Source organism: Pantoea sp. JKS000250, from assembly GCF_003201065.1.
In the GTDB taxonomy this organism is placed as follows: Bacteria; Pseudomonadota; Gammaproteobacteria; order Enterobacterales; family Enterobacteriaceae; genus Pantoea; species Pantoea vagans.
Window position 1 is genome coordinate 1,315,989 of record NZ_QICZ01000001.1, and the last position, 22,130, is coordinate 1,338,118.

Below are 22,130 nucleotides of genomic sequence, written 5' to 3' on the forward strand. Positions count from 1 at the left end.
TTTGCCTCCCTAGAACCACTGACCAAACCGACGGATATAGAAACGTTTCATGCCCTGCGCCACCAGACAGTAGCTGAACAGCGTCAGCACCAGCCACGGGAAATATTGCCATGGCAGCGGCACCAGACCGACCATTGCACCCAGCGGTGAGAACGGGATCAGGATGCCCAGCGCTATCACCGCCAGCGTGGTCAGCATCACCGGTAAAGTGGCACGACTCTGGATAAACGGAATCTTCCGGGTACGCAGCATATGTACCACCAGCGTCTGTGACAGCAGTCCCTCGATAAACCAGCCAGACTGGAACAGCGACTGCACGCCTGCATGGTTAGCGCCGAAAACGAACCACATCAGCGCAAAGGTGGTGACGTCAAAAATTGATGACGTCGGACCCATCCACAGCATGAAGCGTTTAATGTTGCCGGCATCCCATTTACGCGGCTTATTCAGAAACTCACGGTCAACCTTGTCCCACGGCAGCGCCAGCTGGGAGACGTCATACATCAGGTTCTGAATCAGCAGATGAATCGACAGCATCGGCAGAAACGGAATAAAGGCACTGGCCACCAGCAGCGAGAACACGTTGCCGAAGTTGGAGCTGGCGGTCATGTTGAGATATTTGATGATGTTGCCAAAGGTCTCGCGTCCTTTGAGTACCCCCTCATTCAGCACCTGAAGATCTTTCTCCAGCAGGATGATGTCCGATGAGGCTTTCGCCACATCCGCCGCGCTGTCCACAGAAATACCGGTGTCAGCCGCCCGCAGGGCAGGCGCGTCATTGATACCATCGCCGAGGAATCCGACAGTGTGACCGTTCTGCTGCATCAGGCGCACCAGACGTGATTTCTGCAACGGCGTCAGCTGGGCAAACAGGGTGCAGCGCTCTGCTTCCAGTGCCAGCTCATCATCGTTCATCGCCTCAATCTGATCGCCGGTCAGCATGGCCGGATCGGTCAGCCCGACATCGGCACAGACCCGCAGCGTCACCAGCGGATTGTCACCGGTCAGTACTTTCACCGTTACACCACTGTCGCGCAGGGCTTTAATCGCCTTACCGGCACTGGCTTTTGGTGGATCGCGGAAGGTCAGCATGCCCTGGATAACCAGATCGCGCTCATCACTATCGCTGAGCGGCGCGTGCAGCTCGCCATCACGGGTTGCCACCAGCAGCACGCGATAACCCTGCTGATGATAGCGTTCAGTCTGCGCCAGCAACGCCGCACGCTGTGCCGCATCCAGTGCAACGACCGCATCACCCTGCCGCACGGCAACGCTGACTGCCAGCATCTCTTCAACTGCGCCTTTGCAGATCAGTTGCGAGCGATGATGAGTCAGATTTTCCACCAGCACCGACACGCGACGGCGGGTAAAATCAAACGGCAGCTCATCAACCAGCTGATACTGACTGCGCTGAGTCTGTGAAATGACTTTATCGCCTGCGCAGAGCACGGCGCGATCCATCAGGTTTTTTGCGCCACTCTGGCTGCCACTGTTAAGCCAGGCCAGCAGCAGGACCTGCTCATCTTCACTGCCCTGCGCATCCAGATGATGCGCCAGCAGGATAGTGTCTTGAGTGAGCGTGCCGGTTTTATCGGTGCAGAGCACATCCATCGCGCCAAGATTCTGAATGGCGTTGAGCTTTTTGACGATCACTTTGCGCCGGGACATCGCAATGGCGCCTTTGGCCAGATTAGCGCTGACAATCATCGGCAGCATTTCCGGGGTCAGCCCGACCGCGACCGCCAGAGCAAACAGCGTGGCATCCATCCAGTCCCCTTTGGTGAAGCCGTTAATTATCAGCACCACAGGAACCATCACCAGCATAAAGCGGATCAGCAGTTTACTGACGCTGTTCACCCCACGGTCAAACGCAGTCTGTGGACGACTTCCGGTCAGCGATGAGGCCAGTGAACCAAACCAGGTTTCGCCTCCGGTCGCAACGATGACGGCGCTGGCTGTGCCGCTGGCCACGCTGGTGCCCATCAGGCAGATGTTCGGTGACGCCAGCAGCTCCTGGGCAGTCTGCTCTTCAGCATCAATACCCGCATCGCTGCTGTGTTTCTCGACCGGCAGCGACTCGCCAGTCAGCACCGCTTCACTGATAAACAGATTGCGGGAACTCAGCAGACGCACATCGGCAGGCACCTGATCGCCGGTGCTGAGCAGAATAATGTCGCCCGGCACCAGCTCACTCATATCCACATCCTGACGCTGCGCGGTTTCACTGCCCGCTTCCCGCCGCAGCACGGTGACCTGGCTGCGAACCAGTGACTGCAGCGCCTGCGCCGCACAGTTGGTGCGAAACTCCTGCCAGAAGCGCAGCAGCCCGCTCAGCATCACCATGGTGCAGATGATGATGACGCCGGAGAGATCGGTCTCCTGACCGGCGCGCAGCGGCAATATATAGTCGGTAAAGAAGCTCACCAGCGCCAGGACCAGCAGGACGTAGATAAACGGGTTATTAAACGCCATCAGCAGCTGAATCAGCGCCGGTGGTGCTTTCTCATGTGCCACTTCATTGCGGCCATACAGAGCCAGTCGTTTCGCCGCTTCAGCCTGAGTCAGACCCTGACGCTGACTGCGCAGGTTCGCCAGCGTCATCTCAACGTGCTGGCCTGCCTGCTGTGCGACAGCAAATATTTTTTTACTTTTTTTATCGTTACGGTTGCCGGATGAGGTGATCGCAACCTGTTCCAGTTTCATGTCGCTCATTTCGACATCTCCCTGATTTAAAGCAATAGTTGTCCTGCACGCAAAATAAGGTGCATGGATAAAACCTGGCGTGGCCGGGTTATTTAATAAGGTGACCTTTGGGAATAATGACGTTATTCCGCCTGCGTGAAAAATAATGACGCGCGCAGGATGACGTAACGCCTGTTAAGCGCTGCGTTTTAAAGGTCTGATATCGGCGTTCGGGCGCAGCCTGAGCTACGCCAGTCGGGGTGGAGGAAAAAGGGCTAGGATAAACAGCAGCATAACGTGCACTCCTGTAGCTGACAGGATTAAAAACAAGGAGCGCGATCGTTAATTAAAGCGGGGATCGCTGCTCGCCGGTTGGCAAGCAGCAGAGAAAATTCAGCTTGCCAGAATTAAAATTAATCTAGGGTGACTGTCCAACTGAATTCTCCTGAAGTTATTTGCCGCTATTATAGAGAGAGGAATATTGGGGTAAAGCGATTCAGAAATAAATAACCGCTTCGTTGAGGATTTGTTTCTGCTCAGGTTGCCGCTTCGGTTACAACATGGCGATCTTCTTATAACCACAACCTAATACTTATAACCTTTTGGCATATGGTTAGCCTATATTAGACTATTCTTCGCATCGGCGCTTTCGTAAACTCGCGTAACTTTTTAGAGGCAAGGAAATTTCATGAAAACTATAATTCCATCACTGCTGGCGCTGACGCTGGCTGCCGCCTTCACAGCACAGGCCGCAACACCAAAAGATACGCTGGTGATTGCCCAATCTACCGACGACGCCGACAGCTTCGACCCGGCCAAAGGGTTTGAACTGACCAGCGTTCAGGCTTTTACGAATATCTATCAGCGTCTGGTACAGTCTGACCCGCATAATCCGGTGGACCTGAAACCGACACTGGCCACTTCGTGGCAGCCCGGCAGCGATAACCGCAGCCTGACCTTTGAACTGCGCAAAGATGCGAAATTCTCCACCGGTAACCCGCTGCGTCCGGAAGATGTGATCTTCTCCCTGGGCCGCGTGGTGAAACTGAATCTCGATCCCTCTTTCATCCTGACGCAGCTCGGCTGGACCAAAGATAACGTCGATGGCTTCCTGAAGAAGGTTGACGACAATCATGTGCAGATCAGCTGGACCGCTAACGTCAGCCCGACTTACGTACTGAGCCTGCTCTCTGCGCCGGTCTCGTCCATTGTCGATGAAAAAACGGCGATGGCGAATGCGAAGAACGGCGACTTCGGTAACGCCTGGCTGGCAACCCACTCAGCGGGCAGTGGTCCGTATCAGATCCGCAAAGTGGTGATGCATCAGGTGGTGCTGCTCAGCGCCAACCCGACCTCACCGGCGGGCGCACCAAAAATGAAGAACATCCTGATCAAGAACGTACCGGAACCGGCGGCGCGTCGTCTGCTACTGGAACAGGGTGATGCCGATATCGCCCGTAACCTGGGTGCCGATCAGATTGCTGCGCTAAACGGCAAACCTGGCGTGAAGACAGAAGCGATTCCAATGGCGTCGCTCTACTACATCCAGTTCAACATCGGCGCGAACGACACGATGAAGAACCCGGCCTTCTGGGAAGCGGCACGCTACCTGTGGGATTACAAAGGTATTGCTAATGAGCTGCTGAAAGGTCAGTTCGACGTGCATCAGAGCTTCCTGCCGAAGGGCTTCCTGGGCGCAATCAACGACACGCCATACAGCTACGACCCGGAAAAAGCCAAAGCGATTCTGAAGAAAGCGGGCCTGAACAACGTCACCTTCAAGCTCTCCACCAGCAACCAGCCGCCTTATCTGGATATTGCGCAGGCGCTGCAGGGCAGCTTCGCCAAAGCGGGCGTGAAAGTGGAAGTGGTGCCCGGCCTGAGCTCCGAAGTCTCAACCAACGTTAAAGCGCATAAATATGAAGCGACGCTGAACGCCTGGGGCTCCGACTACTTCGATCCCAACACCAACGCCGCCTCGTTTGCTTACAACCCGGAAGATGGCAGCAAAACCATCGCTTACCGCTCAGACTGGCACATTCCTGAGCTGAACAAGCAGGTAATTGCGGCGACGGCGGAAAGCGATCCGAAGAAGCGCATCGCGCTGTATGAAGCGATGCAGCGTGAAGTCATGAAGAACTCCCCTTACGTGATTGGCATGCAGGCGAAGAACCTGATCGCCGTGCGCGACAACCTGAAAGGCTATGTCCAGGGCATTAACCCTGACATGGTGTATTACTCGCAGGTCACTAAGTAATGGCACAGTCTGTTTCTTCAGCCGGGTTCGCCCGGCTTTTTTGGCAGCGTGGCGGACGGCTGATCGGTAGCGTGTTGTCGCTGCTGGTCACGCTGCTTGGCCTGCTCGCCTTCACCTTTATGCTGTCGCATCTCTCGCCGATTGATCCGGTGCAGCAGATCGCTGGCGATCACGCCAGTGAAGCAACCTATCAACAGGTACGTCACGACCTGGGGCTCGATCAGCCGGTGCTGATGCAGTTCTGGCGCTACATCGAACATCTGGCGCAGGGCGATCTGGGTGTCTCCCGTCTGACCAATCAGTCGGTGAGTGGCGACCTGATGACCACCTTCCCCGCTACCATTGAGCTGGCGACCTGCGCGATGATCTTCGCGGTGGTGTTCGGTGTCACGCTGGCGCTGCTGGCGGCATGGAAACCGGGCAGCTGGATCGACAACCTCGCCCGCTTTATCTCGCTGCTGGGCTACTCGGTGCCGGTGTTCTGGCTCGGCCTGCTGGGCCTGCTGCTCTTTTATGCGGTGCTGCACTGGTCCGCCGGACCGGGACGGCTGGATGATATCTGGGTTTATACCCTGGAGCCGAAGACCGGCTTTGTGCTGATCGACAGCTGGCTGTCGGGTGAACCGGAGATGTTCCGCAATGCGATTGCGCACCTCTGGCTGCCGGTGGTGATCCTCGGCCTGCTGGCGATGGCGGGCATTACCCGCCTGCTGCGTGCTGCGCTGCTGGAAGAGAGCAGCAAAGAGTATGTGGTGCTGGCGCGTGCCAAAGGCGCGGGTCGGGTGCGCATCCTGCTGCGCCATATCTTCCCTAACGTGCTGGGCACGCTGGTCACGGTGATCGCCCTCTCCTACGCCACCCTGCTGGAAGGCTCGGTGCTGACTGAAACCGTCTTCGCCTGGCCGGGTGTGGGTCGCTACATGACCAATGCGCTGTTCTCCGGCGATGTACCGGCGATTCTGGGCTCCACCCTGTTGATCGGCAGCTGCTTTATTCTGATTAACGCCCTGGCGGATGTTTTAACCTGGTTAACCGATCCGAGAACCCGATGACGCAACAACTTTCTGAACTCGAAACGCTGCGACCACGCCGTCGCCGTCAACGCGTGACCTCGTTAACCGTTGGGCTGACGCTGGTGGCGATTCTTATCCTGATGGCGCTGCTGGCACCGCTGATTGCGCCATTCGATCCGAATATGCAGACCATGTCGAGCCGCCTGCTGGCACCGTCGGCGCAGCACTGGTTTGGCACCGACGGCTTTGGCCGCGATCTGTTGTCGCGCGTGATTTACGGCGCACGTCCTACGCTGCTGCTGGTGTCGCTGATTCTGGTGCTGACCATTCCGGCCGGGCTGCTGATCGGCATCACCGCCGGTTACGTTGGCGGCTGGACTGAACGCCTGCTGATGCGCATTACCGATATCTTCCTGTCGCTGCCGAACCTGGTGATCGCGCTGGCGCTGGTGGCGATTCTCGGCCCTGGCCTGATGAACGGTGCGCTGGCACTGGCGCTGACCAGCTGGCCGCCGTTTGCCCGTCAGGCGCGCGCTGAAACGCTGGCACTGCGCCGCAGCGACTACCTTGCCGCTGCGCGGATGCAGGGGATTACGGGCTTTCGCCTGATGTTTGGTCATATCCTGCCGCTCTGTATGCCGACTGCGGTGGTCCGCGCCGCGCTGAGCCTGGGCGGGATTATCCTGGCCGCGGCCGGTCTTGGCTTCCTCGGCATGGGCGTTCAGCCGCCGACGGCGGAATGGGGTTCAATGGTCGCCGAAGGCAGTAAAGTGATCTTCGATCAGTGGTGGGTTGCTGCCGCACCGGGCGCGGCCATTCTGTTTGCCAGCCTGGCCTTTAACCTGACAGGCGATGGCCTGCGCGACCGACTGGATACCCGTCATGCAAAATAATCTGCTCCATGCCGAAGGGCTGACCATTCGCAGCGATGATGCGCTGCTGGTCGATAACATCAGTTTTTCCGTGGGCCGCGAGCGTGTGGCGCTGGTGGGTGAGTCCGGTTCCGGCAAGTCACTCACTGCCCGCAGCCTGATGGGCTTGCTCTCGCCCGCGCTGCATCTGCAGGCCAGCCAGCTTCAGGTCGCCGGTGAGAATGTGCTGACGCTGAGTGAGCGCCACTGGAACCAGCTGCGCGGTAACCGCGTGGCGATGGTAATGCAGGACCCAAAGTATGCCCTTAATCCGACGCGTACGATTGGCTGGCAGGTAGAAGAGCCGCTGATCCTGCATCGCCGTCTGAGCCGTGCCGAGCGCAAAGAGAAGGTGTGCGAGATGCTGGATGCGGTCGGCCTGCCCGATCCGCGTCGTCTGATGCAGCACTATCCGCATCAGCTCTCTGGCGGTATGGGCCAGCGTGTGATGCTGGCGATCGCACTGATCACCGATCCGGACTTCCTGATCGCCGATGAACCGACCTCCGCACTGGATCACGCCATGCGCGATCAGGTGCTGGCGCTGATCCGCGGTCTGGTGGAAGCGCGCAACATGGGTCTGCTGCTGATCAGCCATGATTTGCAGCAGGTCTCGGAACATTGCGAGCGGGTGATGGTGATGTACAAAGGCCGGTTGCTGGATACGCTGCCCGCCGCCGATCTGCCGCGCGCGACCCATCCCTATACCCGCACGCTGTGGGCCTGCCGCCCGGGCAAAGCGACTCACGGACAGGCTTTACCGGTGCTGGATCGCGCTGCGCTGGAGGCGAATTATGATTGAGTTACACAATCTCAGCGTCGCCCATAAACAGGGTTACGAACTGCGCACCGTGGTGCATGAGGTCAACCTGAAGGTTAACGCTGGCGAGTGTTTTGGTCTGGTAGGACCTTCAGGCTGCGGCAAATCGTCGCTGCTGTGGGTGCTGGCAGGTCTCAATCCACACTGGCAGGGCCAGATGCAGCTTGCCGGTCACGAGGTTCAGCCGGGCAAAGCCTTTACCGGCGCACTGCGTCAGGAAGTGCAGATGGTGTTTCAGGATCCTTATGCCTCGCTGCATCCACGTCACCGCCTGCGTCGCACGCTGGCGGAGCCGCTGAAGCTGCTGAAACGCGACAATATCAACGATCGTATCGATCAGGGCTTCCGTCACGTCGGACTCGATCCTGCGCTGGCAGATCGCTATCCGCATCAGCTCTCCGGCGGTCAGCGTCAGCGCGTCGCTATCGTGCGTGCCCTGCTGCTGCAGCCGAAGATCCTGCTGCTGGATGAGCCGACGTCAGCGCTGGATATGTCAGTGCAGGCCGAGATCCTTAATCTGCTCAACGATCTGAAACGACAGGATGGTCTGACGATGGTGCTGGTCAGCCACGATCCCGATGTTATCGATCACATGTGCGATCGCGCGGTGCGTATGGCGCAGGGTCGCATCATCGAGCAGATCTCTGCCTGAACTCAGGCCGGACGGCGTTCACCTGCCGTCCGGCGCTATTGTTTTCTCCCGCCTGTCTTAACACGCCTCTATGCCCGCCGTTAACCTCTCTTCTCCCCTGCCGGAACGGCGCACTGTTCGCTGAAGCCAGCAACCGTATGCGACTGCGCAAATCGCAGCACCAGGCTGATGCGGTATACTCGCCGCAGTTTCTTTAAAAAAGGAGTCAGGTAATGACGGTAAAACTGCGTCCGCTGGAGCGGGAAGATCTGCACTTTGTCCATCAGCTGGATAACAACGCCAGCGTGATGCGCTACTGGTTCGAGGAGCCTTATGAGGCATTTGTGGAGCTGTCCGATCTCTATAATAAACACATTCACGATCAGACCGAGCGCCGCTTTGTGGTGGAACACAGCGGGCAAAAAGCGGGATTAGTGGAACTGGTCGAGATTAACCATGTGCACCGCCGCGCTGAGTTTCAGATCATTATCGATCCGGCGCATCAGGGCAAAGGGCTGGCCACGCAGGCGGCAAAGCTTGCGATGGATTATGGCTTTTCAGTGCTGAATCTTTATAAGCTCTACCTGATTGTCGATCAGGAAAACGAAAAAGCGATCCACATCTACACCAAGCTCGGCTTCGAGATCGAAGGCGTGCTTAAGCATGAGTTTTTCATTAACGGGGAGTACCGCAACACCATCCGCATGTGCATTTTCCAGCATCAGTATCTGGAACGCCATAAAACGCCAGGCGGAATGGTGAAGCCAACCGCGCAGTAATCAGCCGCGCGCGCCAACCGGGTTCATAAAGGGACGCGGATGTTCCGGCTTGAGGTCGTACATGCCGCCATAGAAAGGATCGACCAGCAGCCAGCCGGGGAATCCACCCAGCGGAATGTTGCCCAGCAGATACCAGAGGTTAGCGCGCGCCTCAATCGGCACCGTGACCGGCACGTAGCCCGGGCTTTCCAGCATCAGCAGGTAGTGCTTTTTGCCGAAGTAGCGACCGGTCGATTTAGCCAGCTCAACGGTCTGCGGCGTGAAACCCTGCGCCACTGCATAGCCACGCTCATCCTGCACGGTAAAGCGCGCGCCCTGCGGCAGAGAGTCGATGCGTACCATCTGGGTTTCAGTGCCGACAATGGTGGCACAGCCGCTAAGCAGCAGTGCGGCGGCCAGAGCCAGAATTCGCTGTTTCATGAAGGGGTCCACAGAGTGATCAATGATCAGAGTGTAGACCGCCCTTTCAGACTCAATCGGGCTATCATCGCCCGATTCAGCCAGCTTATTGCGGTTGACAAGCGCGGGCGATAGCCGCGATGTCGTTGGGAGAGGTACGGCAGCAGCCGCCAATCAGCTTCGCGCCCGCCTGTTGCCACTCGTCCAGCTTGTCATGCAGCGTGCAGCCCGAGGGCGCTGAATGCCAGGTTTTGCTGTCGGCATCATACTGTTCGCCGGAGTTGGGATAGACCACCAGCGGTTTGTCGGTCAGCCTCTGCAACTGGTGTAGCGCAGGCGTCACGCTCTCAAGTGCCACGCAGTTGATTCCCATGGCCACCACCTGTGGCTGCTGATTCAGCCAGCTCACCACCTCTGACAGCGGCGTGCCGTCGCTGATGTGTCCGGCATCACGCAGGGTAAACGTAAACCAGGCGCGGCTTTCAGGAAATTCAGCCAGCAGCTTCACCAGCGCCTGCGCTTCAGCAAAGGAAGGCAGGGTTTCACAGGCCAGCAGATCGGCACCCGCCGCCAGCAGCGCCTGCACGCGCGGGCGGTGAAACGCCATCATCTCCGCTTCAGGCAACGCGTAGTCGCCGCGATATTCCGAACCATCCGCCAGGAAGGCACCATACGGCCCCACCGATCCCGCCACCAGCAGCGTTTTCGCATCGGGCCGTACCGCCAGGTAATCGTGACGGGCGCGGCGCGCCAGTTCGACGCTCTGGGCGATCAACGCCAGTGACTGCGCCTCATCGAGACCGCGTGTGGCAAAGCCCTGCGGCGTCGCCTGGTAGCTGGCAGTGATGGCACAGCGCGCCCCGGCAACAAAATAATCGTAGTGAACCTGGTAGATCAGCTCAGGATTTTCCATCAGCACTTTCGCTGACCAGAGCGCATCGGCCAGATGGCAGCCGCGGGCTTCCAGCTCGGTGGCCAGCGCGCCATCCAGAATCAGCAATGGCGACTCCGTTAAAGCCTGCGCGACAGGGTTATGCGACATCTTTGGCCTCCTCAGGCTTCGGGGATGATTTGTGGGTCAGATGGTAAGCGGCATAGCAGAACAGCACAAACGGGATGCCACACCACAGCGCGATACGCTGGGTCGGATCAAACGCCAGCCCGAGACAGGCCAGCAGGCAGAGCAGAAAGCCCAGAACCGGCGTCAGCGGATAGAGCGGCGCACGGTAGCCCAGCTCTGCCAGCGATTTGCCCTGCTGAAGATGACGGCGACGGAAAACAAAATGCGAGGCGCAGATGCTGAGCCAGACCGCGACCACCGCAAAGCCGGAGATGGCCGACAGCGCCACAAATACCGTGTCCGGTGCGACCACGCTGGAGACCAGCGCCAGTAAGCCACCGATCATGCTGACGGTGATGGCCAGCAGAGGCACGCCGCGCTTGTTGACGCTGGCAAAGGCGCGCGGCAGTGTATTTTCATTAGCCAGCGACCAGAGCATGCGCCCGGAGGCATACAGGCCCGAGTTGGCCGCAGAGAGGATAGCGGTCAGGATCACAAAGTTAATGATGTCAGCCGCATAAGGAATGCCGATCTTTTCAAACACCAGCACAAACGGGCTTTTCACAATCCCCGCCTGATCCATCGGGATCAGCGCCGCCAGCACAAATACGGTGCCGATAAAGAAAATAATCAGTCGGGCCACCGTCGTGCGGATCGCCAGCGGCAGCACTTTCTCCGGCTGCTGAGTTTCACCGGCAGCAATCCCGATCAGCTCGGTGCCGGAAAAGGCGAAGTTCACCGCTACCATCGTCATCAGAATCGGCAGTACGCCATTGGGCAGCCAGCCGTGCGCGGTGAGATTGCTCAGGCCCGGCGCGGGCGTGCCATCTTTCATCGGGATAAAGCCAAACATTGCCGCGCCGCCCAGCACGATAAAGGCGACAATCGTGACGACTTTTATCAGTGAGAACCAGAACTCTCCTTCCGCGAAGAAGCGGGTTGAGATGACGTTGAGCAGATAGATGGCGCAGCAGAAGACCAGGCACCAGATCCACACCGGGATCTGCGGGAACCAGTACTGCATACAGAAACCTGCCGCCGTCAGGCTGGAGCCAAGCGCCACCGTCCAGGTCAGCCAGTAGAGCCAGGCCACGGTGTAGCCGGTTGCCGGGCTGAGATAACGCGCGGCGTAGACGTGGAACGCGCCGGTTTCCGGCATCGCTACGGAGAGTTCGCCCAGGCAGACCATCACCAGCCAGACCACCAGCGCGCCAATCAGATAGGCGAGCAGCGTTCCCGCCGCGCCGGTGGTTGAAATGATATAGCCGGTGTTAAAAAACAGGCCGGTGCCGATCACGCCGCCCAGCGATAACATCACCAGATGGCGCACTTTCATGGTGCGTTTAAATTGTTCCTGCGAGGGAGTTGGCTGTTCGCTCATCACTTTTATCCGTATGGACGTCTAAACATCTATAAGGGACAAATTTATACGCGTCACAGCCGGTAATTGCAACGGCAGGGTAAACAGGGAGGATGGTCAGGTGGTTCAGTGCCCCGTCGCGGCGGGGCCTGATGCGTTAGCCGAAAACGCTTTGAATATAGCGTTCCAGCGCCATGCGGGAACTGAATCCGTGCGGGATGCCGTAATGTTCCTGTGAATCACCCGCCAGGTAGAGAGGGAATTGGGTGTAGTGATCGCAGGTCTTCATTTCTGAAGCAGGTTCAGCGAACGGCTGGCTTTTCTCTTTCAGCGTCGGGTGAATCACTAAAGCCATGCGCCCCATGCGCGCTTCGCGATTCACATAAACGTAGTTTTCACCACGGCGATAGCCATAGGCCCGTGGGGTAATTTCATCGACTTCGAAACCCGCTTTTTCCAGTACGCGCGCTACCTCATCTGGTCGTAAATACATGCTCGATCCTCTCCTCTTTCAAAAGCTTCGCAACCTTACATCAGCATGACAGAGTGGGCATTCGGAATTTTCCCTAAAGAACACTCCCGCGTCTCGTTTATCAAAAAGGTCGTCTACACTAGTATTACGTTTTTAAATCAAAGGGAGCTAAAAAATGTTTAATCGCACTGTAAAAAACGATGACATTGATATCAATCAGGATGTGAATGAGCTGGCCGATTCACTCGAAGCGCTGTTGAAATCTTATGGCAGTGACGCCAAAGACGAAGTGGATTCTGCCCGCAGTCAGGCAGAAAAACTGCTGAAGCAGACCCGCTCTAAACTGAACGGTGGCAGCAACCGCGTATCTCAGGTTGCACGTGATGCTGGTGCACAGGTTGATTCCTACGTGCATGACAAACCATGGCACGGTGTCGGTGTCGGCGCCGCGTTTGGTATCGTAGTGGGTATACTGCTGGCTTCACGCCGCTAAGTACAAAAAATCCCCGAGCCCTGCCCCGTGCGGGGCTTTTTTTTGCCCTTTTTCCGGCCTGCGACATTTACAAAATAATTTTCCAGGCGGCAGGGCGCATCCCTGCTGGCTTTGCCTGAGTTGCGCAAATGCAAATCATAAAACCCTATATCTGGTGGGCTTGACCCCTCAAACCACTACATCTAGTATTTACCTCATCAGCACGAAACCACATGCCCGCCCGAATGAAGGCCGCAACAGGCTGCATCAGCTTTATTTCCGGGCATCAGAACCGTATACAGAGGGAAATACGAATCATGCGCATTATTATTTACACTAAAGATAACTGTGTCCAGTGCACGGCGACCAAAAATGCCATGGACCGCCAGGGTCTCGCCTATCAGCTCATCAATCTCGACAGCCAGCCGGATGCGATCGATAACCTGAAAACACTGGGCTACCGCCAGGTACCGGTCGTGATGGCGGATAACGATCACTGGAGCGGCTTCCGCCCGGACAAGATCGCCACGCTGCGCCAGCTTGCCGCTGTCGGAGGCTAACCGCATGTTCCCGCTGGTCTATTTTTCCAGCCAGTCGGAAAACACCCACCGGTTTGTGACACGTCTCGGCCTGCCCGCCCGGCGCATCCCGCTGGATGCGCGGGAGGCGCTGCATATCGACCAGCCCTATATTCTGGTGGTGCCCAGCTACGGCGGTGGCAGCAGTCGCGGTGCGGTGCCCCGTCAGGTGATTCAGTTTCTTAATGATGAGGCGAACCGGCGCGGTATTCGTGGCGTGATCGCGGCCGGCAACCGTAACTTCGGTGCCGGTTACTGCCTGGCGGGCAGCATCATTGCAAAAAAATGTCAGGTTCCCTGCCTCTACCGCTTCGAGCTGATGGGAACGCCTGACGATATTGCGAAAGTTAAAGCGGGAGTAACCCAATTTTGGCAACAACAGATACCCTCAACGGCGTGACGCTCGATTATCACGCCCTTAATGCCATGCTGAACCTCTATGACGCGGATGGCCGCATCCAGTTCGACAAGGATCGCGAAGCGACACGTCAGTTTTATCTGCAGCATGTACAGCCCAATACGGTTTCCTTCGCCAGCAACGCTGAGCGTTTACGCTATCTGGTGGCAGAGAGCTATTACGAAGCGGACATGCTGAACCAGTACGATTTTGATTTCCTGCTTGCGCTGCATGAGGTGGCGGAGAACCGGGGATTTGAGTTCAAAACCTTTCTCGGTGCCTGGAAGTACTACACCAGCTATACGCTGAAGACCTTTGATGGCAAACGCTATCTGGAAACCTTCGAGCAGCGCGCCTGTATGGTGGCGCTGACGCTGGCCCAGGGCGATGAAACGCTGGCGCGGGCGCTGCTGGAGGAGATCCTCAGCGGCCGTTTCCAGCCCGCCACCCCCACCTTTCTGAACTGCGGCAAACAGCAGCGCGGTGAGCTGGTCTCCTGCTTCCTGCTGCGTATCGAAGACAATATGGAGTCGATTGGTCGCGCCGTGAACTCGGCACTGCAGCTGTCAAAACGGGGCGGCGGCGTCGCCTTTTTACTGTCCAATCTGCGAGAGTCCGGCGCGCCGATCAAGCGCATAGAAAATCAGTCGTCGGGCGTGATTCCGGTAATGAAAATGCTGGAAGATGCCTTCTCTTATGCGAATCAGCTTGGCGCACGTCAGGGCGCTGGCGCGGTGTGGCTCAATGCGCACCATCCCGATATTTTTCGCTTTCTGGATACCAAGCGCGAAAATGCCGACGAGAAGATCCGCATCAAAACCCTGTCGCTGGGCGTGGTGATCCCCGATATCACTTTCCAGCTGGCGAAAGAGAATAAACCGATGGCGCTGTTCTCGCCCTACGACGTGGAGCGGATCTACGGTCAGGCCTTTGGTGATATCAGCATCAGCGAAAAGTATGACGAGATGCTGGCGGACGATCGCATCCGAAAAACCTATATTCAGCCGCGTGATTTTTTCCAGACGCTGGCCGAAATTCAGTTTGAGTCGGGCTATCCCTACATCATGTATGAGGACAGTGTGAACCGCAGCAACCCGATTGCCGGTCGCATCAATATGAGCAACCTCTGCTCTGAGATCCTGCAGGTAAACAGCGCCAGCGAGTACAACGACGATCTCAGCTATCGCCGCGTCGGCAAAGATATCTCGTGTAATCTCGGCTCACTGAATATTGCGCACGCCATGGATTCGCGCGATCTGGCGCGCACCGTGGATGTGGCCGTTCGCGCCCTGACGTCGGTGTCGATGATGAGCGAGATCGGCTCGGTGCCTTCCATCGCCGAAGGCAATCGCCGCTCGCACGCCATTGGCCTGGGTCAGATGAACCTGCACGGCTATCTGGCGCGTGAAGGCATCGCCTACGGTTCGCCGGAAGCGCTGGATTTCACCAATCTCTACTTCTATTGCATCACCTACTATGCGCTGCGTACCTCTAATCAGCTGGCGCAGGAGCATCAGCAGACTTTCGACGGCTTTGCGGATTCGGACTACGCCAGCGGCGTTTATTTCGATAAGTATCTGCAGCGCGCGTGGCTGCCGCGTACTGAACGGGTAGCTCAACTGTTTGCCGATGCCGGACTGACGCTGCCCACGCAGGCAGACTGGCAGGCGCTGCGTGATGCGGTGATGCAGCACGGGTTGTTTAATCAGAACCTGCAGGCGATCCCGCCGACCGGTTCGATCTCCTACATCAACCACGCCACCTCCAGCATCCATCCGATTGTCTCCCCTATCGAGATCCGCAAAGAGGGCAAAACCGGCCGCGTCTACTATCCCGCGCCATTTATGACCAATGAGAATCTTCACCTCTATCAGGATGCGTATCAGATTGGGCCGGAAGCAATTATTGATACCTACGCAGAAGCAACGCAGCACGTCGATCAGGGACTGTCGCTGACGCTGTTCTTCCGCGATGACGTCACCACCCGTGACATCAACAAAGCGCAGATTTACGCGTGGAAAAAAGGCATCAAAACGCTCTATTACATTCGACTGCGTCAGATGGCGCTTCAGGGCACGGAGGTTCAGGGCTGCGTTTCCTGCTCCCTGTAATGAAAAACGATGAAACTTAAACAGATTCAGGCCATTAACTGGAACCGCATTCAGGATGATAAAGATCTTGAGGTGTGGAATCGCCTTACCAGCAACTTCTGGCTGCCGGAAAAGGTGCCACTCTCCAACGATCTGCCCGGCTGGCAGACGCTGGATAAACAGCAGCAGCAGCTGACTATCCGGGTCTTTACCGGCCTGACGCTGCTCGACACCATTCAGAACGTGATCGGCGCGCCGGGACTGATGGAGGATGCGATTACCCCACACGAAGAGGCTGTGCTGTCGAATATCAGCTTTATGGAAGCGGTACATGCCCGCTCCTACAGTTCGATCTTCTCAACCCTGTGCAACACGCAGGATGTGGATGCCGCCTACCAGTGGAGCGAAGAGAATGGGCCGCTGCAGAACAAGGCGCGCATTATCCTGGAGCACTACCGGGCAGATGATCCGCTGAAGAAGAAGATCGCCAGCGTCTTCCTGGAGTCGTTCCTGTTCTATTCCGGCTTCTGGCTGCCGATGTACTGGTCAAGCCGGGGCAAGCTGACCAATACCGCAGACCTGATTCGCCTGATTATTCGCGATGAAGCGGTGCACGGTTACTACATTGGCTATAAATATCAGCAGGCGCTGGCCAGCGCTGACGATCTGCGTCGCGAAGAGCTGCAGCAGTTCGCTTATGATCTGCTGCTGGCGCTGTATGAAAACGAAGTGGCTTACACCGAAGCGCTTTATGCCGATGTCGGCTGGGTGGAAGAGGTAAAAACTTTCCTGCACTACAATGCCAACAAAGCATTGATGAATCTGGGCTATGAGGCACTATTCCCGGCGGAGCTGACGGCCGTCAATCCGGCGATTCTGTCGGCACTGTCACCCAACGCTGACGAGAACCACGACTTCTTCTCGGGTTCAGGCTCCTCCTATGTGATGGGCAAAGCGGTCGAAACTGAAGACGAAGACTGGAATTTCTGATAGTCGGGCAGGTCGTCCTGATCTGAAAGCGTTTCTTCATTCAGACGGCACCAAAACTTAAAGCGATGGGAACATACGCCTGTAGCAAAGCATAGCGGGCCATGGATGGCATCTTTCACGTCTTTGCGAAAGGCGTATGCTTCCTGAGCCTGTTCGCATAACGTCACCCGTAAATCCTCTACCGTGGTTTAAACCTCTTGTTATGACTGGTATGGCCTGTTAATAAACATGCGTGTGAAATAGTTTTTTGAGTTATTATTAACCTCAAATGATTATTAGCGACCGATGCTGTTTATGAATGCGACTCGCCAGGGTCTGACGCCTGCTTTAGTAATGCTGATGTCGGTAGCTACCGGCCTCTGTGTAGCCAGTAATTACTACGTTCAGCCACTGCTCAATACCATCGCCCAACAGTTTGATCTCTCTGTGAGCCTTGCCGGGTTTATTGTCACCACGGCGCAACTCGGCTACGCCTGCGGTCTGCTGTTGCTGGTGCCGCTGGGCGATCGCTTTGAACGACGCAGCCTGATTGTGACGATGATCCTGCTGGCTGCGACGGGCATGGTGATTATCGCCCTGTCGCACACGTTCCTCTTTTTACTGCTGGGCACGGTCATGACCGGCCTGTTTTCGGTCGCCGCACAAATTCTGGTGCCGCTGGCCGCCACGCTGGCTGAGCCGGAGCGACGCGGTAAAATTGTCGGAACGGTAATGAGCGGTCTGCTGCTGGGAATTCTGCTGGCGCGTACCGTGGCAGGCGGCCTGGCACAGCTTGGCGGCTGGCGCACCGTCTACTGGACCGCCAGCCTGCTGATGGTGATTATGGCGCTGGCACTGTGGCGCTCGCTGCCACGCGTGAAACAATCCGTGCCCATGAGCTATCCGCAACTGCTGGCGTCCATCTTTCGTCTGTATGCAGGCAATCGGGTGATCCGCACTCGTGCCTGGACCGGCTGTCTCTCCTTTGCCAATTTCAGTCTGCTCTGGACCTCGATGGCGTTTCTGCTCTCCGGCGCGCCCTATCACTTCTCAGAAGGCAAAATTGGCTTGCTGGGCCTGGTCGGTGCCGCGGGTGCGCTGGCCGCACGTCAGGCGGGTTCACTGGCCGACAAAGGTAAAGCGAAGCTGACGACCCGACTGGGCCTGCTGCTGATGCTGCTGTCGTGGGCCGCCATCGCGTGGGGTGCAGAGCAGCTTGTGCCGCTGATCGTCGGCATCCTGCTGCTGGATCTGGCGGTGCAGGCTGTACATATCACCAATCAGAGCGTGATTTATGCGCAGATGCCGGAGGCGCGTAACCGTCTGAATGCCGGTTACATGACCAGCTACTTTATCGGCGGTGCGGCGGGCTCGCTGCTCTCCGCTACCGCTTACCATCTTGCGGGCTGGTATGGTGTCTGTATCGCTGGCGCGTTACTGACTTTGGTAAATCTGCTGATCTGGGCGGGCGGATCGCGCTTTGAGCCGGAAAAAATTAACTGAAGGCTGTCCGGACAGTGCATTGGTCTGGTCACAAATGGTTAGGTTTGTTATGGTTAGTAACAAACCTATTCACTTCAGTTATTTTTCCTCGCGATATTATTAAATTTGCCCCCTTTTTGATAACGTCCCGGCACTGCGGCTGCCGCCGGGCGTACGGGTTTTTGACCCAGGGCCAGGGAATGGCCTGGAATACCTTTGATGGTGCAGCGTGCGAGTCTGTCAGCGACCACCTGCCAAAAAGTGACTACGCTTAGCCTGTCACCATAGTTATTATACAAGTTGCAATTAGTGAGGTTTTTTTTAATGGAAAGTTCGTTTACTCCCATTGAGCAGATGCTAAACATCCGTGCCAATCGCCATAAGGATTTTCCGTTGCAGGAAATTATTCTGACGCGTCTCTGTATGCATATGCAGGGTAAACTGCTGGACAATCGCAATAAGATGCTGAAAGCACAGGGTATTAATGAGACCCTGTTTATGGCGTTGATTACACTGGATGCGCAGGAAAATCACAGCATTCAGCCTTCTGAGCTCAGCTCTGCCCTTGGCTCTTCACGCACCAATGCCACGCGCATTGCTGATGAGCTGGAAAAGCGCGGCTGGATTGAGCGCCGCGAAAGCGATCACGATCGTCGTTGTCTGCACCTGCATCTGACCGATAAAGGGATGGAGTTCCTGCGTCAGTTGCTGCCACCTCAGCATCAGAGCCTGCAGTACCTCTGGTCGTCGCTGTCAGTCGATGAGAAGTCTCAGCTCGAAGGCATTACCCGTAAGTTGCTTAATCGTCTTGATAAAATGGATGAAGATCAGCTGATCGCCTCGCTGTCCCGCTAATAGCAATAAGTGCGACACAATCACCTGTCGAAATCGTTATTTTAATTTCCTTTTTTATCTGGCCAGCGCTCAGTCGCTGGCTTTTTCGACTCGGGCGCTGGCAGAAAAGGATTTCTGCCGCCCGACTAAATGGAAAACGTGGAGAAAGTCATGAGTGCAACGGCAGAAGCACAAAGCCCGCAACCGTCAGCCAGCAAAAAGAAGAAGCGCAAAAGCGTGCTCATTGTGCTGGCGCTGATCTTTGTGCTGATTGGTATTGCCTGGGGCGTTTACTGGTTCCTGGTCCTGCGCCATTTTCAGGAAACCGATGACGCCTACGTTGCAGGTAATCAGGTGCAGGTGATGGCCCAGGTCTCCGGTAGCGTGAATAAAGTCTGGTTTGAAGATACCGATTTCGTCAAAAAAGGCGATGTGCTGGTGTCGCTCGATAAGACCGATGCCGAGCAGGCGTTTGAAAAAGCGCAGACGGCTCTGGCCACCAGCGTGCGTCAGACGCATCAGCTGATGATTAATGGCAAACAGTATCAGGCCAGCATTACGCTGCAGCAGACCGCGCTGGCGCAGGCAGAAGCCGACCTGAAACGTCGTGAGCCATTAGGTGCGGCTAACCTGATTGGCCGTGAAGAGTTGCAGCACGCCCGTGACGCCGTGGCAACGGCCAAAGCGCAGCTGGACGTAGCCATTCAGCAATACAATGCGAATCAGGCTATGATCCTCAACACCTCGCTGGAGAATCAGCCTGCCGTGCAACAGAGCGCGGCTGAGCTGCGTGACGCCTGGCTGGCGCTGCAGCGCACCGAAATCCGCAGCCCGATGGATGGCTTTATCTCCCGTCGCAGCGTACAGGTCGGTTCGCAAATCTCTACCAGCACCCCGCTGCTGGCTGTCGTACCTGCCACCAATCTGTGGGTCGATGCGAATTTCAAAGAGACGCAGCTGGCAGGCGTCCGTATCGGTCAGCCTGCCACCGTGGTCGCCGATATCTACGGTGACGAAGTGGTTTATCAGGGCAAAGTCGTGGGGCTGGATATGGGCACCGGCAGCGCCTTCTCTCTGCTGCCCGCACAGAACGCCACCGGTAACTGGATTAAAGTGGTTCAGCGTCTGCCGGTTCGTATCGAACTGAATCAGGACGATATCGCCAGGCATCCGCTGCGCATCGGCCTCTCCACGCTGGTTAAAATCGATACCACCAGCAAAGAGGGTAGCGCGCTCGCCACCAGCGCCCGTCAGCAGGCCGCTTACAGCAGCAACGCGCTGGCGATTGACCTTGCGCCGGTCAATCAGCTGATCACCGATATCGTCCGCGCCAACGCCGGATGAGAACGCGGAGTCTGTAATGGCACAAAAACCGCTTGAAGGGATGCCGCTGGTCCTGATGACCATTGCGCTGTCGCTGGCGACGTTCATGCAGGTTCTGGACTCGACCATCGCCAACGTGGCTATCCCCACCATTGCCGGGAACCTGGGGGCGTCGAACTCTCAGGGCACATGGGTGATCACTTCGTTTGGCGTCGCCAATGCGATCTCGATCCCCCTGACCGGCTGGCTGGCAAAACGCATCGGTGAAGTGAAGCTCTTCACCTGGTCGACCATTCTGTTTGCTATCGCCTCCTGGGCATGTGGCATGTCAGATAGCCTGGAGATGCTGATCTTTTTCCGCGTCATTCAGGGGATCGTCGCGGGTCCGTTGATTCCGCTGTCGCAAAGTCTTCTTCTCAACAACTATCCCCCGGCCAAGCGGAGTGTTGCGCTGTCGCTGTGGGCGATGACAGTGATTGTTGCGCCGATCTGTGGCCCGATACTGGGTGGCTGGATCAGCGATAACTACCACTGGGGCTGGATCTTCTTTATCAACGTGCCCATTGGTGTGGCAGTAGTCATACTGACGCTGCAGACCCTGCGTGGCCGGGAAACCAAAACAGAAATCCGGCCGATCGATATGGTCGGTCTGGTGCTGCTGGTGGTGGGGATCGGCTGTCTGCAGGTGATGCTGGACCGCGGAAAGGAGCTTGACTGGTTTAACTCGTCCGAGATTATCGTGCTCGGGGTCGTGGCGGTGATTGCGCTGTCAGTGCTGCTGGTGTGGGAGCTGACGGACGATCACCCTATCATCGACCTGTCGCTGTTTAAATCGCGCAACTTCACCATTGGCTGCCTGTCGATCAGTCTGGCTTATATGCTTTACTTCGGCTCGATAGTCCTGTTGCCGCAACTGCTGCAGGAGGTCTACGGCTACACCGCAACCTGGGCGGGTCTGGCATCTGCGCCGGTGGGGATTTTGCCGGTAATCCTGTCGCCGATTATTGGTCGCTTTGCGCATAAGCTCGACATGCGACGGCTGGTCACGTTCAGCTTCATTATGTATGCCGTCTGCTTCTACTGGCGCGCGTATACGTTTGAACCGGGCATGGACTTTGGTGCCTCAGCCTGGCCGCAGTTTATTCAGGGCTTTGCCGTGGCCTGCTTCTTTATGCCGCTGACCACCATTACGCTGTCGGGACTGCCGCCGGAGCGCATGGCCGCCGCATCCAGCCTGTCGAACTTTATGCGAACCTTTGCCGGTTCAGTGGGAACGTCGATTACCACCACCATGTGGACGAACCGCGAGTCGATGCATCATAGCTATCTGACGGAGTCGATTACCCCGTATAACGTCAATTCACAGCAGATGTATAGCCAGCTGGAGAGCATGGGGATGACGCAGCAGCAGGCGTCAGCTTATATCGCGCAGCAGATTACCAATCAGGGACTGATTATTTCAGCGAATGAGATCTTCTGGGCATCGGCAGGAGTATTTTTGATCCTGCTGGTGCTGATCTGGTTTGCCCGTCCGCCGTTTGGGGCAGGCGGTGGTGGTGGTGGCGCGCACTGATGTCACACAGCAAAACGGGCCTTTCGGC

Annotated in this window: 20 protein-coding genes; 15 read left to right on the forward strand and 5 right to left on the reverse strand. The window is 56.9% G+C overall.

What is annotated here, in order from left to right; translation table 11 throughout:
• Positions 1-9: 9 nt before the first annotated feature.
• Entirely contained in the window at positions 10-2,712 is a 2,703-nt protein-coding gene (mgtA, locus tag BY447_RS06305; RefSeq protein ID WP_110330786.1) for a magnesium-translocating P-type ATPase, read from the reverse strand.
• Between the two features lie 658 nt (positions 2,713-3,370).
• Between mgtA and BY447_RS06310 the strand changes: the two genes are divergently transcribed.
• From BY447_RS06310 to speG, 6 genes are all read left to right on the forward strand, one after another.
• On the forward strand, positions 3,371-4,939 hold the full coding sequence (locus BY447_RS06310) for an ABC transporter substrate-binding protein (RefSeq protein WP_110330787.1): 1,569 nt from the start codon (positions 3,371-3,373) through the stop codon (positions 4,937-4,939).
• The gene (locus BY447_RS06315) at positions 4,939-5,991 is read left to right on the forward strand and encodes an ABC transporter permease (RefSeq protein ID WP_110330788.1); all 1,053 of its coding nucleotides are present in this window, start codon (positions 4,939-4,941) and stop codon (positions 5,989-5,991) included. Before BY447_RS06310 ends, BY447_RS06315 begins: the two co-directional genes overlap by 1 nt.
• The gene (locus BY447_RS06320) at positions 5,988-6,845 is read left to right on the forward strand and encodes an ABC transporter permease (RefSeq protein WP_033733571.1); all 858 of its coding nucleotides are present in this window, start codon (positions 5,988-5,990) and stop codon (positions 6,843-6,845) included. The genes BY447_RS06315 and BY447_RS06320 overlap by 4 nt, the downstream gene beginning before the upstream one ends.
• Entirely contained in the window at positions 6,835-7,665 is an 831-nt protein-coding gene (locus BY447_RS06325) for an ABC transporter ATP-binding protein (protein ID WP_061063185.1), read from the forward strand. The genes BY447_RS06320 and BY447_RS06325 overlap by 11 nt, the downstream gene beginning before the upstream one ends.
• Entirely contained in the window at positions 7,658-8,335 is a 678-nt protein-coding gene (locus tag BY447_RS06330; protein WP_013358790.1) for an ABC transporter ATP-binding protein, read from the forward strand. The genes BY447_RS06325 and BY447_RS06330 overlap by 8 nt, the downstream gene beginning before the upstream one ends.
• Before the next feature lie 212 nt (positions 8,336-8,547).
• The gene (speG, locus tag BY447_RS06335; protein ID WP_003850356.1) at positions 8,548-9,093 is read left to right on the forward strand and encodes a spermidine N1-acetyltransferase; all 546 of its coding nucleotides are present in this window, start codon (positions 8,548-8,550) and stop codon (positions 9,091-9,093) included.
• Here speG and BY447_RS06340 read toward each other — a convergent pair whose 3' ends face one another.
• The 4 genes from BY447_RS06340 to BY447_RS06355 form a co-directional block, all read right to left on the reverse strand.
• Positions 9,094-9,513 carry a hypothetical protein gene (locus BY447_RS06340; protein ID WP_003850357.1) on the reverse strand — a complete coding sequence of 140 codons (420 nt, stop codon included), beginning with the start codon at positions 9,511-9,513 and terminating at the stop codon, positions 9,094-9,096. It abuts the gene before it with no gap.
• 85 nt (positions 9,514-9,598) lie between these two features.
• On the reverse strand, positions 9,599-10,534 hold the full coding sequence (gene mmuM, locus BY447_RS06345) for a homocysteine S-methyltransferase (RefSeq protein WP_110330789.1): 936 nt from the start codon (positions 10,532-10,534) through the stop codon (positions 9,599-9,601).
• Entirely contained in the window at positions 10,524-11,933 is a 1,410-nt protein-coding gene (mmuP, locus tag BY447_RS06350; RefSeq protein ID WP_033783938.1) for an S-methylmethionine permease, read from the reverse strand. Before mmuP ends, mmuM begins: the two co-directional genes overlap by 11 nt.
• A 136-nt stretch (positions 11,934-12,069) precedes the next feature.
• A complete protein-coding gene (locus BY447_RS06355) occupies positions 12,070-12,405 on the reverse strand; it encodes a DUF2002 family protein (protein WP_003850360.1) in 336 nt (111 codons plus the stop codon).
• Between the two features lie 154 nt (positions 12,406-12,559).
• Here BY447_RS06355 and BY447_RS06360 point away from each other — a divergent pair, with 154 nt between their 5' ends.
• The 9 genes from BY447_RS06360 (at position 12,560) to emrB (ending at position 22,102) form a co-directional block, all read left to right on the forward strand.
• Complete coding sequence (locus BY447_RS06360; RefSeq protein ID WP_110330790.1) at positions 12,560-12,877, forward strand: DUF883 family protein; 318 nt, start codon at positions 12,560-12,562, stop codon at positions 12,875-12,877.
• A gap of 296 nt (positions 12,878-13,173) precedes the next feature.
• The gene (gene nrdH / locus BY447_RS06365; protein WP_033783939.1) at positions 13,174-13,416 is read left to right on the forward strand and encodes a glutaredoxin-like protein NrdH; all 243 of its coding nucleotides are present in this window, start codon (positions 13,174-13,176) and stop codon (positions 13,414-13,416) included.
• 4 nt (positions 13,417-13,420) lie between these two features.
• Positions 13,421-13,834, forward strand: a complete 414-nt coding sequence (nrdI, locus tag BY447_RS06370; RefSeq protein ID WP_013358795.1) for a class Ib ribonucleoside-diphosphate reductase assembly flavoprotein NrdI — start codon at positions 13,421-13,423, stop codon at positions 13,832-13,834.
• Positions 13,804-15,942: a class 1b ribonucleoside-diphosphate reductase subunit alpha gene (gene nrdE / locus BY447_RS06375; protein ID WP_110330791.1), complete on the forward strand. Its 2,139-nt coding sequence runs from the start codon at positions 13,804-13,806 to the stop codon at positions 15,940-15,942. The genes nrdI and nrdE overlap by 31 nt, the downstream gene beginning before the upstream one ends.
• Positions 15,943-15,951: 9 nt before the next feature.
• The gene (gene nrdF / locus BY447_RS06380) at positions 15,952-16,911 is read left to right on the forward strand and encodes a class 1b ribonucleoside-diphosphate reductase subunit beta (RefSeq protein ID WP_110330792.1); all 960 of its coding nucleotides are present in this window, start codon (positions 15,952-15,954) and stop codon (positions 16,909-16,911) included.
• A gap of 294 nt (positions 16,912-17,205) precedes the next feature.
• Positions 17,206-18,393, forward strand: a complete 1,188-nt coding sequence (locus BY447_RS06385; protein WP_041457253.1) for an MFS transporter — start codon at positions 17,206-17,208, stop codon at positions 18,391-18,393.
• A 303-nt stretch (positions 18,394-18,696) separates the two neighbouring features.
• Positions 18,697-19,227, forward strand: coding sequence for a transcriptional repressor MprA (gene mprA, locus BY447_RS06390; RefSeq protein WP_003850381.1), 531 nt, complete (start codon positions 18,697-18,699; stop codon positions 19,225-19,227).
• Positions 19,228-19,377: 150 nt separating this feature from the next.
• Complete coding sequence (gene emrA, locus BY447_RS06395; protein ID WP_110331919.1) at positions 19,378-20,550, forward strand: multidrug efflux MFS transporter periplasmic adaptor subunit EmrA; 1,173 nt, start codon at positions 19,378-19,380, stop codon at positions 20,548-20,550.
• 16 nt (positions 20,551-20,566) lie between these two features.
• Positions 20,567-22,102, forward strand: coding sequence for a multidrug efflux MFS transporter permease subunit EmrB (gene emrB, locus BY447_RS06400; protein ID WP_033783940.1), 1,536 nt, complete (start codon positions 20,567-20,569; stop codon positions 22,100-22,102).
• The last annotated feature ends 28 nt before the right edge of the window (positions 22,103-22,130 follow it).